General features: G+C 65.6%; 10 protein-coding genes. 4 read left to right on the top strand and 6 right to left on the bottom strand.

All coding sequences use genetic code 11. The features are described 5' to 3' along the window. Positions 1-135 precede the first annotated feature (135 nt). The gene (gene moaA, locus ACLV8F_RS08995) at positions 136-1,263 is read left to right on the top strand and encodes a GTP 3',8-cyclase MoaA (protein WP_411883890.1); all 1,128 of its coding nucleotides are present in this window, start codon (positions 136-138) and stop codon (positions 1,261-1,263) included. A 133-nt stretch (positions 1,264-1,396) separates the two neighbouring features. Beyond that, complete coding sequence (gene mobA, locus ACLV8F_RS08990; RefSeq protein WP_411883889.1) at positions 1,397-2,044, top strand: molybdenum cofactor guanylyltransferase MobA; 648 nt, start codon at positions 1,397-1,399, stop codon at positions 2,042-2,044. Positions 2,045-2,217: 173 nt separating this feature from the next. Here the strand turns inward: mobA and ACLV8F_RS08985 are convergent, their stop codons facing one another. The 4 genes from ACLV8F_RS08985 to ACLV8F_RS08970 form a co-directional block, all read right to left on the bottom strand. Then, entirely contained in the window at positions 2,218-5,385 is a 3,168-nt protein-coding gene (locus ACLV8F_RS08985; protein WP_411883888.1) for an efflux RND transporter permease subunit, read from the bottom strand. A 31-nt stretch (positions 5,386-5,416) separates the two neighbouring features. Next, positions 5,417-6,817 carry an efflux RND transporter periplasmic adaptor subunit gene (locus ACLV8F_RS08980; protein ID WP_411883887.1) on the bottom strand — a complete coding sequence of 467 codons (1,401 nt, stop codon included), beginning with the start codon at positions 6,815-6,817 and terminating at the stop codon, positions 5,417-5,419. A gap of 233 nt (positions 6,818-7,050) precedes the next feature. Further along, positions 7,051-7,533: a ribonuclease HI gene (rnhA, locus tag ACLV8F_RS08975; RefSeq protein WP_411880307.1), complete on the bottom strand. Its 483-nt coding sequence runs from the start codon at positions 7,531-7,533 to the stop codon at positions 7,051-7,053. 71 nt (positions 7,534-7,604) lie between these two features. Next, a complete protein-coding gene (locus tag ACLV8F_RS08970) occupies positions 7,605-8,423 on the bottom strand; it encodes a class I SAM-dependent methyltransferase (protein WP_411883886.1) in 819 nt (272 codons plus the stop codon). 11 nt (positions 8,424-8,434) lie between these two features. Between ACLV8F_RS08970 and gloB the strand changes: the two genes are divergently transcribed. Beyond that, positions 8,435-9,205, top strand: coding sequence for a hydroxyacylglutathione hydrolase (gene gloB, locus ACLV8F_RS08965; protein ID WP_411883885.1), 771 nt, complete (start codon positions 8,435-8,437; stop codon positions 9,203-9,205). After that, positions 9,202-10,743, top strand: coding sequence for a transglycosylase SLT domain-containing protein (locus ACLV8F_RS08960; protein WP_411883884.1), 1,542 nt, complete (start codon positions 9,202-9,204; stop codon positions 10,741-10,743). Before gloB ends, ACLV8F_RS08960 begins: the two co-directional genes overlap by 4 nt. Before the next feature lie 15 nt (positions 10,744-10,758). On the opposite strand, the gene ACLV8F_RS08955 is transcribed toward ACLV8F_RS08960, so the two are convergent. Together ACLV8F_RS08955 and ACLV8F_RS08950 are read right to left on the bottom strand one after the other, a co-directional pair. Then, positions 10,759-12,345: an AMP-binding protein gene (locus ACLV8F_RS08955; RefSeq protein ID WP_411883883.1), complete on the bottom strand. Its 1,587-nt coding sequence runs from the start codon at positions 12,343-12,345 to the stop codon at positions 10,759-10,761. A gap of 3 nt (positions 12,346-12,348) precedes the next feature. Beyond that, positions 12,349-13,176 carry a citryl-CoA lyase gene (locus ACLV8F_RS08950; RefSeq protein ID WP_411883882.1) on the bottom strand — a complete coding sequence of 276 codons (828 nt, stop codon included), beginning with the start codon at positions 13,174-13,176 and terminating at the stop codon, positions 12,349-12,351. Positions 13,177-13,189 lie beyond the last annotated feature (13 nt).

Here is a 13,189-nt window from a genome sequence, read left to right as displayed (position 1 = left end):
CAAAGCCGGTTCCGCGGCCCCTGCTTGAAGGAGAGCCCCAGAGGCTGGCGCAATAACGCCCAAGCCCTGGGGACAAAGCCTTTTTTTGGCGCCTTGGGCGGCCCAATGGAGTAAATTCGCCCTCAGGGCCCCACGATGACAAGAGACAAGGTAATTCCGCTCGCCGATATCCGCTACGCCAGCCGCGTGCCGCATATCCCTGCCCGGCTGGCGGCGCCTACCGGCCTTTTGAGCGATACGCGGGGCCGGCCGCTGCGGGATTTACGCATCAGCGTGACCGACCGCTGCAACTTCCGCTGCAGCTACTGCATGCCGCGCGAGGTGTTCGACAAGGACTACGCCTTCCTGCCGCAGACCTCACTGCTCAGTTTTGAGGAAATCGCCCGCCTGGCGAAGGTCTTCGTGGCGCACGGGGTCGAAAAAATCCGGCTGACCGGCGGCGAACCGCTGCTGCGCAAGCACCTGGAGGTGCTGATCGAAATGCTGGCCAAGCTGCAGACGCCGCAGGGCAAGCCGCTGGACATCACGCTGACCACCAACGCATCCCTGCTGGCCAAAAAAGCCCAGTCGCTCAAGGACGCCGGCCTGCAGCGCGTCACCGTGAGCCTGGACGCGCTGGACGACGCCACCTTCCGCCGCATGAACGATGTGGACTTCCCGGTCGCCGACGTGCTCAAGGGCATTGAAGCGGCGCAAAAAGTGGGCCTCTCGCCGCTCAAGGTCAACATGGTGGTCAAACGCGGCACCAACGACGCGGAAATCCTGCCCATGGCCCGGCATTTCCGCCACACCGGCGCGGTGCTGCGCTTTATCGAATACATGGACGTGGGCGCCACCAACGGCTGGCGCATGGACGAAGTCCTGCCCTCGGCCCAGGTGGTGGAGCGCCTGAACGCCGAATTCCCGCTCACCGCCGTCAACCCCAACTACACCGGCGAAACCGCCGAGCGCTGGCGTTATGCCGACGGCGCGGGCGAGATCGGCGTGATCAGCAGCGTGACCCAGGCTTTTTGCGGCGACTGCAACCGGGCGCGGCTGTCCACCGAAGGCAAGCTCTTCCTGTGTCTCTTCGCCAGCCAGGGCCAGGATTTGCGCGCCCTGCTGCGCGGCGGCTATGACGACGACCAGATCGCGGCAGCTGTGGCCCATATCTGGCAGGGGCGCGACGACCGCTATTCGGAACTGCGCGCCGCGCTGCCTGCAGACACAAGCCCTCCTGATACCAGCGCCAAGCGCGTCGAAATGAGTTACATAGGCGGCTAAATATGGCCCCCACGCTTTTCACTTCGTGTAATGCGCTGCCCCCCGAGGGGGCCGCTGCGCCTGCGGCCCGGCAAAGCCGGTTCCGCGGCCCTGGCTGGTTTAAGCGGCTGTTTGGTCTGTCCAGGATTCTGCTTTGAAGAATACTCGTCCACCCGTTCCCATTCACGCCGAAAGCATCACCGGCGTGATCCTGGCCGGCGGACGTGGCTCTCGCATGGGCGGTGCCGACAAGGGCCTGCAGAACTTCAACGGCGTGCCGCTGGCCCTGCACACGCTGATGCGTCTGTCGCCGCAGGTCGGCGAGGTCATGATCAACGCCAACCGCAACTTGGCAGCCTACGAGGCCTTCGGCGTGCCGGTCTGGACCGACAGCACCAGCCTGGGCGAATTCGCAGGCCCGCTGGCCGGCTTCCTCACCGGCCTGGAGCGCTGCGAAACCCCTTACCTGCTCACCGTGCCTTGCGACACGCCGTTGTTCCCGGAAGACCTTGTCGAGCGCCTGGCCCAGGCCTTTGTGCGGGACGGCGCCGACTTTGCCGTGGCCGCCGCGCCCGAGGAAGACGGCCAGCTCAGGCCGCAGCCGGTGTTTTGCCTGATGGGCACCCACATGCTCGAAAGCCTGCTGCGCTTCACCCACGCCGGCGGCCGCAAGATAGGCGACTGGACGGCCCGGCACAAAACCGCCCTCGTGCCGTTTGACCGGCCCGGCGACAGCACCAACAGCTTTTTCAACGCCAACACCGTGGCCGAACTGCACCAGCTCGAATCACGCCTGCCGTAAAGCGATCCAGCAAGCCTGCAAAAACAGGCGCTCCCATAAAAAACGCCCTCCTCAGAGGGCGTTTGCATTAAAAATCTCGTTTCTTGCCGTTCGGGCTGAGGGTAGCCGCGCCCTGTGCCGCACCGGCCCCTAGCTACCTCAGGGCGAGCGGGAAAGGTGATATGCCGGAGGGCTTATTTGGCTATGTACTCGGGATGCTCAAGATGATGCGCATCCGGTTGTTCCTTGGCTATCGCCTTGTTCGCACCCGGAATCGCCTTGCGCGCAAACAGCGTGTACATGGTGGGCACGACGAACACGGCCAGCACGCTGCCCAGCGACATGCCGCCCACGATGACCCAGCCGATCTGCATGCGGCTTTCGGCGCCTGCCCCGTGCGACAGCGCCAGCGGCAAGGCGCCCAGCACCATGGCGCCTGTGGTCATCATGATGGGACGCAGGCGCTGCGACGAGGCCTTGACCACGGCGTCGATCATTTCCATGCCCTGGCCGCGCAACTGGTTGGTGAACTCGACGATCAAAATGCCGTGTTTGGTGATCAGGCCGACCAGCGTGATCAGCCCGATCTGTGAATACACATTGAGCGAGCCGCCCGTCCACTTGAGCGCCAGCAAGGCCCCCAGCATGGACAGCGGCACCGACAGCATGATCACCAGCGGGTCGACAAAGCTTTCAAACTGCGCCGCCAGCACCAGGAAAATAAACAGCAGCGCCAGCACAAAGACGATGGCCAGCGCGCCCTGCGAGTTGCGGAACTCGCGCGAGGTGCCGTTCAGGTCCGTGCTGTAACCGGTCTTGAGTATCTTGGCGGCGGTTTCGTCCATGAAGCGCAGCGCCTGGCCCAGCGAGTAATCGCTGGACAAACTGGCGGTGAAAGACACCGAGCGCCGCTGGCCGAAGTGATTCAGTTCGCGCGGCGAAACGCTTTCACGCACCTTGACCAGCGCCGACAGCGGGATCATCGCGTCGTTGCGGCCGCGCACGTAGATGCGGTCGATGTCGTCGGGCGTGGTGCGCCCGCTGGCCTGGGTCTGCACGATCACGTCGTATTGTTCGCCGTCGCGTTTGTAGCGCGTCACGTTGCGCCCGCCCAGCAGGGTCTCGATCGCCTTGGCCACCACTTCGACGCTCACGCCCAGGTCGGCGGCCTTGTCGCGCTCGACCTCGATGCGCAGTTCTGGCTTGTTGAGCCGCAGGTCCACGTCGGTCGAAACGATGCCGGGGTTCTTGGCGATCTCGTCGAGCATCTGGCGCGTGATGGCGTTGAGGTTCTGGTAGCTGTCGGAGGTCTGGATCACGAAATTCAGCGGCCGGTCGCGAAAGCCCTGCCCTAGCGAGGGCGGCGTGATGGTGAAGACGTTGACGCCGGGCAGCGCATTGAACTTGGGCTGCAACTCTTTCGCCATGTCGATGGTGGTGCGCTTGCGTTCGTCCCAGTCCACGGTGCGGTAGACCACGCTGGCCTGGGCCACGGTGGGGTTGCCGATGTTGGCGAAGATGCGGTCAAACTCGGGGAAAGGCTCGCCGATTTTTTCGAGTGCCTTGGCATAGCGGTTGGTGTAGTCCAGCGTGGCGCCGTCGGGCGCGGTCACGTTGGCCAGGATCACGCCGCGGTCTTCAATCGGCGAGAGTTCCTGCTTCATGGTCGGGAAGATCAGCGCAATCGCGGCCGCGCTGGCCAGCATGACGCCCAGCACGATCCAGCGCGCCTGGAAGGCAAACGCCCGGACCTTCTGGCCCCAGCCCGGCGTCGCGCCTGAAGGCTCCCAGCGTTTGGTGACGATCCAGCGCAGCAGGTTGCCGTAGCGGTCGGAGATGGCGGTCAGCACCGTCTCCATGGTGCGGTCAAAACGATTGGGCTTGGGGTTGTGCTTGAGCAACTGCGTGCACAACATGGGCGTGAGCGTGAGCGCCACAAAGCCAGACACCACCACGGCGCCGGCCAGCGCCAGCGCGAATTCCACAAAGAGCCGCCCGGTGCGCCCCGGCGTGAAGGCCAGCGGCGCGTACACGGCCACCAGCGTGGCCGTCATGGTGATCACGGCAAAGCCGATTTCGCGCGCGCCCTTGATGCCGGCCGAGAAAGGGTCCATGCCCTCTTCGATGTGGCGGAAGATGTTCTCCAGCATCACGATGGCGTCGTCCACCACCAGGCCGATGGCCAGCACCAGCGCGAGCAGCGTCAGCGTGTTGATGGTGAAGCCCGCCAGCGCCATCAGGGCGAAGGTGCCGATCAGGCTGACCGGAATCGTCACGATGGGAATGATGGAGGCGCGCATGGTGCGCAGGAAGACAAAAATCACCAGCGCCACCAGGATGATGGCCTCGGCGATGGTGCGGTAGACGTTCTTCACCGAGCGGTCGATGAACACCGAGTTGTCGTTGGCGACGTCGATCAGCATGTCAGGCGGCAGGTCGGCCTGCAGCTTGGGGAGGGCGTCGCGCACGCCTTTGGACAAATCCAGCGGGTTGGCCGTCGCCTGGCGGATCACGCCCACCGCCACCGCGGAGCGGCCGTTCAGGCGCACGGCCGTGCGTTCGTCGGCCGCGCCTTCCTGCACCCGCGCGACGTCGCGTATCTTGACCGAAAAGCCGTTGACGTTCTTGACCACGATCTCGCCGAACTGGCCGGGACGCACGAGGTCGGTCTGGGACGTCACGCTGAACTCGCGCTGCTGCGACTCGATGCGGCCGGCCGGCAACTCGAGGTTGCTGCGGCGTATCGCGTCTTCCACATCCTGCGTGGTGAGGCGGTAGGCGGCCAGCTTGTCGGTATCCAGCCAGACGCGCATGGCGTATTTGCGCTCGCCGAAGATGCGCACGTCGGCCACGCCGGTCACGGTCTGCAGGCGCGGCTTGACGATGCGGTTGACCAGGTCGTTGATCTGCAGCGGCGTCATCGACTCGCTGGAAAAAGCCAGCTGGATCACCGGGAAGGCGTCGGCCTCGACCTTGGCGATCACCGGCTCTTCAATCGCCTGCGGCAGGCGGTTGCGCACGCGCGAAGTGCGGTCGCGCACCTCGGCTGCCGCCGAGTCGGCGTCCTTTTCGAGGCGGAAGCGCACGCTGATCTGCGCCTGGTCGGCGCGGCTGATGGAGGTGATCACGTCCACGCCGTCGATGCCCGCGATCGAGTCTTCCAGCGGTTTGGTGACCTGCGATTCGATCACCTCGGCGGAGGCGCCCACGTAGCGCACGCTGACAGTCACGACGGGCTCGTCGATCTTGGGGTACTCGCGCACCGTCAGGCGGTTGAAACTCACCGCGCCTATCAGCACGATCAGCAGCGACAGCACGGTGGCGAAGACCGGGCGGCGTATGGAGACTTCAGCGAGTTGCATAGGGATGTGTGAAAGCTATGGCTCGTCGCGTTCAGGTCGGGTCGCGCGCCGGCGGGGCGGCCGGGCTGCGTTCGGCGGGCGCCACGCTGCGCACCGGGACCAAGGCGCCACGGGCCTCGGACACCACTACGCCGCAGGGGTTGGGACCGGTCAATGGCGCATGCTGGGCGGCAGGGGCCGCTACGGCTACGGCGGTTTTCGCTGGAGCGGTGGCGGCCTCCGGCGCGCCTGGTGCGGCGGCTGCCGAGGCGGCTTGTGACACCGGCGCAGCGGCCGCTTTGCCGTTGCCCGTTCCATTGCTTGTGCGGGTGGAAGCATTCGCGGCCAGGTCGACGATGCTCACCACCGTGCCGTCGCGCTGCACGCGCTGCTGGCCCGTGGCCACCACCACATCGCCGGCTTCCAGGCCTTCAAGGATCTCGACCTTGCCGGGGCTGCGCAGGCCGACCTTCACTTCCACGCGCTTGGTCGTGCGGGTCTGCGCGTTCGGGCCTTCCAGCAGCTTGATGACGAACTGCCGCGCGCCTTGCGGAACAATCGCCTCCTCGGGCACCACGCGGGCGTTCTCGCGCACGCCGAACACGGTGTTGACGCGCGCGAACATGCCGGGGCGCAACTGCAGCTGGCGGTTGTCGATGCAGCCGCGTATGCCGATGGAGCGGCCGTTGGCGTCGATCAGCGGGTCTATGGCCTGGATTTGCGCGCTGTACTTGCGCCCGGGCAAGGCATCGATGTCGAGCATCGCCGTCTGGCCGCGCTTGATCTTGTTCTGGAAACGTTCCGGCAGGCGGAAGTCGACAAAAATCGCTTCGATGTCCTCGACGTTGACGATGTCCGCGCCGTCTTTCAAGTAGTCGCCGACGTTGACTTGCCGTATGCCGACCATGCCGTCAAAAGGCGCGATGATTTTCAGGCGGGCCGCCGTGGCCCTGGCCAGCGACAGCTTGGCTTCGGCCACCTGCAGGTTGGCGGCGCTTTCGTCGAGCGAGCGCTGGCTGATGAAGTTCTGCGCCACCAGCTCCTGGTTGCGCTTCTGGTTGGCCTGGGCAATCGACAGCTCGGCCTGGCTTTGCTGCACCTGGGCGCGCGGCAGCTGGTCGTCGAACTGCACCAGCACCTGGCCTTTGCGCACACGCTGGCCGTCGGTGAAGTTGAGCTGGGTGATGCGCCCGCTGACCTCGGGCCGCAACACCACGCCGCGGCGCGAACGCAAGCTTCCCACGGCCTGGGTGTCGTCCGACAGCCTGGCGATTTCCACCTTGGCGGCTTCAACAGTGATGGGTTTTCCCGCTGCAGCGCCATTGCCGGCGGCCGGCGCTGACGCCCCCGCGGCATTGCCCGGCGCCTTGGGTTTCTGCAGCCACCAGGCGGCGCCCGATGCGACCGCAATGCCCGCTACGGCGACCGCTGTATAGATTACTTTTGATGCCATGGGGAGGAAAACTTGTTATACAAAGATACAAACTTCCAATGTAGCAGGACACCATGGCGCAAGCGCCCTTTTCGGGGCCAGGGTAAGGGGTAAGCGCAGTCGCTTTACAACGCTTTTCGCCCTACGGGCGGGCGCTATTGGTGCAAACGCTATGTACGCTTATGGTGCGGTTTTTTGCGCATGTGCTTATGTGCTTTTTTCGGTGGCGCCGCGGCGCCGATCATGGCGGCTTGTTACAACCTGCCCAGCGCGCGTTCCACGCCCTTGTTGGCCAGCGCATCGGCGCGCTCATTGCCTGGGTCGCCCGCATGGCCCTTGACCCAGCGCCAGTCGATCTTGTGGCCGCTGGAGCTCACCAGCGCGTCCAGGCGCTGCCACAGGTCCACGTTCTTGACCGGCGCCTTGGCCGCCGTGCGCCAGCCGCGCGCCTTCCAGCCGTGGATCCATTCGGTGATGCCCTTGCGCACGTATTCGCTGTCGAGGTAGAGCGTCACGCTGCAGGGCCGCTTGAGCGCCGTCAGCGCCTCGATGACGGCCATCATTTCCATGCGGTTGTTGGTGGTGCCCAGCTCGCCGCCGAACAGCTCTTTTTCGGTCCCGCCCTGGGACAGCAGCGCGCCCCAGCCGCCGGGGCCGGGATTACCCTTACATGCGCCGTCGGTGTAGATGACGACGGGCTGCGGTGTGGCGGCTGGGCTGGTGGACAAATCGGTCATGTGTGGTGTTGGCTTGTGAAAACGCCGCGCTCATGCCCGGCGATGAAAAAAAGAAAGAAGAAAAAATAGATTCAGGCCGGAGGCCGCGACCGTGTCGCCGGCTCCTTGTTGGCCACAGCGGCCGGCGCCGCAGCCGGGACTTTACGTGTTTTCCAGGCGGGCTCCAGCAGCCGCACGCCCCGCACGCGCTTGACCGCCGCGAGAAAGTACACGGCGCCGAAGATAGGCCACCAGCGCGCGCCCGCCGCATCCATCCACTCGAAGCGGTCCAGCCATGCCTGGCTGGTCAGCGCCGGGCGGTAGCAGCCGAAGCGCCCCGACTCTACCTCAAAGTCCAGCAGCCGCAGCCAGTCGCGCAGGCGCCAGTAGCCGATGAACTCGCCCGTCTCGGGCAGGTAGAGATTGTCGTAACCCAGGCGCTGGTACAGATGGGCGCGGCGCTGGCGCAGGCCCCAGAGGCTGGTGGGGTTCAGCCCGCTGATGACCACACGGCCCTCGGGCACCAGCACGCGGCTGACTTCTCGCAGCGTGGCATGCGGGTCGCGGCTGAGCTCCAGCGTATGCGGCAGCACCACCAGGTCCAGGCTGCTTTCCGGGAAGGGCAGCGCGCCCGAATCGGTCAGCAAGGCCGCGCGCCGGGAACTTGTGGCCGGGACGGCGGTCGCACCCTCACCGGGCGCGGGCAGTAAAGGCATGGATTCAAGCGCCAGCCATTTGTGCGGCATGCGGTTGGCCTGCAAGGCGTCGATTTCCTGCAGGCCCAGTTGCAGCGCGTGGTAGCCGAAGACGTCGCTGACGGCCTCGTCGAAATGCGTGCGTTCCCAGTCCAGAAGATAAGCGCCCGGCGGCGTCTTCAGCCAGTCGGTCAAACCTATAATTTCAGAGCCCATCGAGACACCGCATGTATTTGATCCCCATTCCCGCCTTCGAAGACAACTACCTCTGGCTGTTGCATGACGGCAAGCGCGCCCTGGTTGTGGATCCGGGAGATGCCGGGCCCGTGCTGCGCGCTTTGGACGAGCACGCATTGCAACTGGAGTCGATTCTAGTCACGCACCACCATGCGGACCACACGGGTGGCGTCGATGCCCTTCGCGAGGCGACGGGCGCCCAGGTCTGGGGCCCGGCCACCGAACGCATTCCGAAGCCCTACACACACCTCAAGGGCGGCGACACGGCGCGCGCCCTCGGCTTCGATTTTCAGGTCATCGACGTGCCCGGCCACACGGCCGGCCACATCGCTTATTACACGCCCGACGTGAACGGCAAGCCCCTGCTGTTCTGCGGCGACACGCTGTTTTCGGGCGGCTGCGGGCGTTTGTTTGAGGGCACGCCGGCGCAAATGCTGGCCTCGCTCGACAAGCTCGCCGCCCTGCCCGGCAACACCGTGGTCTGCTGCACCCATGAATACACGCTCAGCAACCTGCGCTTTGCCGTGGCCGTGGAGCCCGGCAACGCCGACCTGGCGGCCTACCAGGCCCGCTGCGTGCGCCTGCGTGAGCAGGGCTTGCCGACCTTGCCGAGCTCGATGGCCCAGGAATTGCTGATTAATCCCTTCTTGCGGAGCCGGCAAGCCACTATCATGGCGGCTGCCCGGCACTTTGATGCGTCGGCCCGTGACGACACCACCGTATTTGCCGCCATCCGGCAGTGGAAAAACCAATTCAAATGACGCCACACTCCCGCACCACTGCAGCTTTCGCCTCCCCCGCCTCCTCTGTTTTCCGCATTGTTTCGCTGGCTCTCGTCCTCGCGGCGGCGCTGCTGGCCGGTTGCGCCACGCAGGCGCCCGGCCTGCCCAGCGACCCGGTGCTGACCACCGGCGGCCCCGCCACCAAACCCCTGCTGCCCAACGGGCCGCTGCAAGCCATCACACCCGGCCAGGCGGGCTCGCACCAGAACGTCGCCTCCACCGAGCCGCCCAAGGAGCTCTGGGACCGCATACGCCGCGGCTTCGCGATGCCCGACCTGCAAAACGAGCTGGTCACCGACCGAGAGCAGTGGTACGCCAGCCGGCCCGACTACATCCAGCGCATGACCGAGCGCTCCAGCAAATACCTGTTCCACATCGTTGAAGAACTCGAACGCCGCCAGATGCCCACCGAGCTGGCCCTGCTGCCCTTCATCGAAAGCGCCTTCAACCCGCAGGCCGTCTCCAGCGCCAAGGCCGCCGGCATGTGGCAGTTCATGCCGGCCACCGGCAAGTATTTCGACCTCAAGCAGAACGCCTTCCGCGACGACCGCCGCGACGTGCTGGCCTCCACGCGTGCCGCGCTGGACTACCTGCAAAAACTCTACGGCATGTTCGGCGACTGGCACCTGGCGCTGGCCGCCTACAACTGGGGCGAAGGCAGCGTGGGCCGCGCCATCGCCAAAAACCAGAAGGCCGGCCTGGGCACCACTTACCTGGACCTCAACATGCCGGCCGAAACCCGGCTCTACGTGCCCAAGCTGCAGGCCGTCAAGAACATCGTCGCGAATCCGCAGGCCTTTCGCACCGAGCTGCCGCTGATCGAAAACCATCCCTACTTCCAGCAGGTGCAGATCACGCGCGACATCGACGTGGCCCTGGCCGCGCGCCTGGCCGACGTCAAGATCGAGGACTTCAAGGCGCTGAACCCCTCGGCGCACCGCCCCGTCATCATCGCCGCCGGCACGCCGCAGATCCTGCTGCCCTGGGACAACGCCACGGTATTCCAGCGCAACTTCGAGGCCTACAGCCAGGGCCAGTACGCGAGCTGGACGGCCTGGACCGCCCCCGCCACCATGAACCCGGCCGAAGCGGCGCGCCGCACCGGCATGAACGAGGCCGACCTGCGCGGCATCAACAACATCCCGCCGCGCATGCTGATCAAGGCCGGCTCCACCCTGCTGGTGCCGCGCTCGGCCAAGGTCGAAACCGACGTGACCAGCCATGTCGCCGACAACGCCCAGGTGTCTTTCGCGCCTGAAATCGTGACGCGGCGCACCACCGTCAAGGCCCGCAAGGGCGAGTCGGTGGCCACCATCGCCAAGCGCTACGGCTTGAGCGCCGCCAGCGTCGCCGAGTGGAACAACGTCAGCGCCTCCAGTCCCTTCAAGCTGGGTCACCAGGTGGTGGTGTTCCTGCCGGTCAAGAGCCACGCCGCTTCGGCGAGCCGCGGCAAGGGCAACGTCAAGGCCATCAAGCGCAGCACGGCCAAAGCCGTGGTCAAAACGAAAAAGCGCTAAGCCCTTTTCAGGGCATCACGACGTCACGGCCTGCAGGTCCACGGCCTTCGCCCTGAGCGAAGCATCTTCCCGCATCTTGAACTTGGCCACGCGGTGCGTCGGCGTATGCGGCAGTGAATCCACCAGCGCCACATAACGCGGCACCTTGATCGCGGCCAGCCTTTCGCGGCACCACTGGGCGATCTCCTCATGCGCCAGTGTCATGCCGGGGCGCAACACCACGGCCACCAGGATCTCGTCTTCGCCGAGCTCCGACGGCACCGGGATGGCGGCCGCCTCCAGCACGCTGGGGTGGTTGCCGATGACACGGTCCAGCTCCGCGCCTGAAATGTTTTCACCGCGCTTGCGGATGATGTCTTTCTTGCGCGCGACAAACCAGAAAAAATTGTCTTCATCGACATAAGCCAGATCGCCCGTGAGGAACCAGCCGTCGCGAAAAGCCGCTCGGGTCTGCGCCTCGTCACGGAAGTAGCCTTGCATCACGATGGGCGTGCGCACCACCAGTTCACCGACTTGCCCCGGCGGCAGGAACTGCCCGTCGTCGCCGGCGATGCGCAGCTCGGCCAGCGACACGGCCGGGTCCGGATGCCGGCTGGGCTGGCCCATGCTGCGCACCTTGTGCGGCCCGGGAAAGGGGTTGTTCAGCGCGCCCGGGATTTCCGACATGCCGTAGCCTTCGATCAGCGTGGCCACGTGGAACTCGTCCTGGAAGACGCGGAAGGTTTCCTCGTCAAACGGCGCCCCGTAGATTTTTTGCAGGCGATGGCCCGGCACGTACTCGCTGCGCGGGCGCCGCATCAGGATGCTGCTGGCCGCCGCGATGGTGTTGACCTCGGTGGCGCCGGTTTCTTTCACCGTCTGCCAGAACTTCGAGGCCGAGAATTTCGGCTCCAGGATCAGCGTCGCGCCCGCCGCCAGCGAGCCGGCCAGCGAATAAAAAATCGCATTGATGTGGAACAGCGGCAGCACGCACAGCAGCCTGTCGTCGGGCTGCAGATGCATGCGCGCGACAAAACCCTCTCCGGCCGTCAGCAGGCTGCGCTGGCTGTGCATCACGCCCTTGGGAAATCCCGTGGTGCCCGAGGTGTAGATGAACACGCAGGTGGCGTCGGGGTTGTCCAACGGTTCGGGCGCTGCGGCAAGGCTGTCAGGCACGTCGACAAAAGCGGTTTCACTCAGCATCAGCCAGGGCATGCTTGCAAGTCCCTCGCAGGCGGCCTGCACGGTCGGCAAGGCGGCTTCGGAACAGATGACGCCGCAGACCTCCGCATGATTGAGCACGTAACGCGCTTCTTCCACGCCATAGTCGGGGTTGACCGGCACCATGACGGCCCCCAGCCCGGCCAAAGCAAAAAACGCGAACACGCTGGACGGGTGGTTCAGCGACATCACGCCGACACGGTCGCCCTCTTTCACGCCTTTGGCGACCAGCACGGCCGCGGCACGCCGAACTTCTTCGAGCACCTGCGCATAGGTATACGAGCGGCCCTGGTAGACGATGAATTCACGGTCGTTGGCCACGGCCGCGCGGCTGCGCAGCATGGACGCCAGCGTGCCGCCGTGCGGCGGGTAAAGCTTCAGCACTTCAAGCGGTGTCAGCATGGATCACTTGCCCTCGCCATTGGCTTTGCCGCGAAGCTGGCCGCGCGAATGTGCCGTGGCCTCGTCCTCGGCGCGGTGCCAGAGCTCCATGGCCATGGGCTGCTTCGCTTCTTCCAGCACATGGCCGACCAGGCCGACGGCGCGGGCCATCACGCCCAGGCCGTGCGAGACCTTCCAGGACAAGCCCATCTCGCAGCACAGCGCGCCTATGGCGCCGGTGGCGTTGATGGGCAGCGGCTTGCCATAAGCGGCGCCGGCCGCATCGGCCACGCACTGCATCAGCGCCACATAGCGGCCGTGGAAGCCGGTCTGCTGCGCAATCGCAAACAAGCGCAGGGTGCGCGGGTCCAGCGGTTTGTGAATCGGGTGGCCCAGGCCGGGGATGATTTTTTTCTCCGCCCTGTGGCTTTTCACGATCTCTTCGGCCAGGCCGGCCAGCGACGAGTCGGGCTGCGCGCCCTGCCCGCCCCGGCCCTCGGGCAAGGCCGCCGCCAGCATGCGCGCAGAACCTTCCGTTGAGCCGACAAAGACGCTGCCCAGGCCCAGCAAACCGGCCGCGACGGCCGCCTGCATGGCCTCGGGCGCACCCGCATAGGTCATGCGCGCGGCGAGCGTCGACGGCACAATGCCGTGCTCGACCAGCGTGACCAGGATGGCGTTGAACATGCGCGACTCGTTCGCGTCGGGCAGGCGGCCGGTGACTTCGAGGAAAGCCATGTCGCCAAAGTTGACCTCGCCCATCAGGTCATTGCAGAGGTCGTAGCCGTGCACGCCTATGGCCTCAGGCGTGGCCCAGGCGATGTCGGAGCGCAGTTCGGTGTTTTTTTTCATCGTGGGGTTCTCA

This window comes from Polaromonas sp. YR568 (assembly GCF_943369675.1).
Lineage (GTDB): Bacteria > Pseudomonadota > Gammaproteobacteria > Burkholderiales > Burkholderiaceae_C > Polaromonas.
The sequence above is the reverse complement of the archived record's forward strand: the minus strand, read 5'-3'. Positions and strand labels throughout refer to the sequence as shown.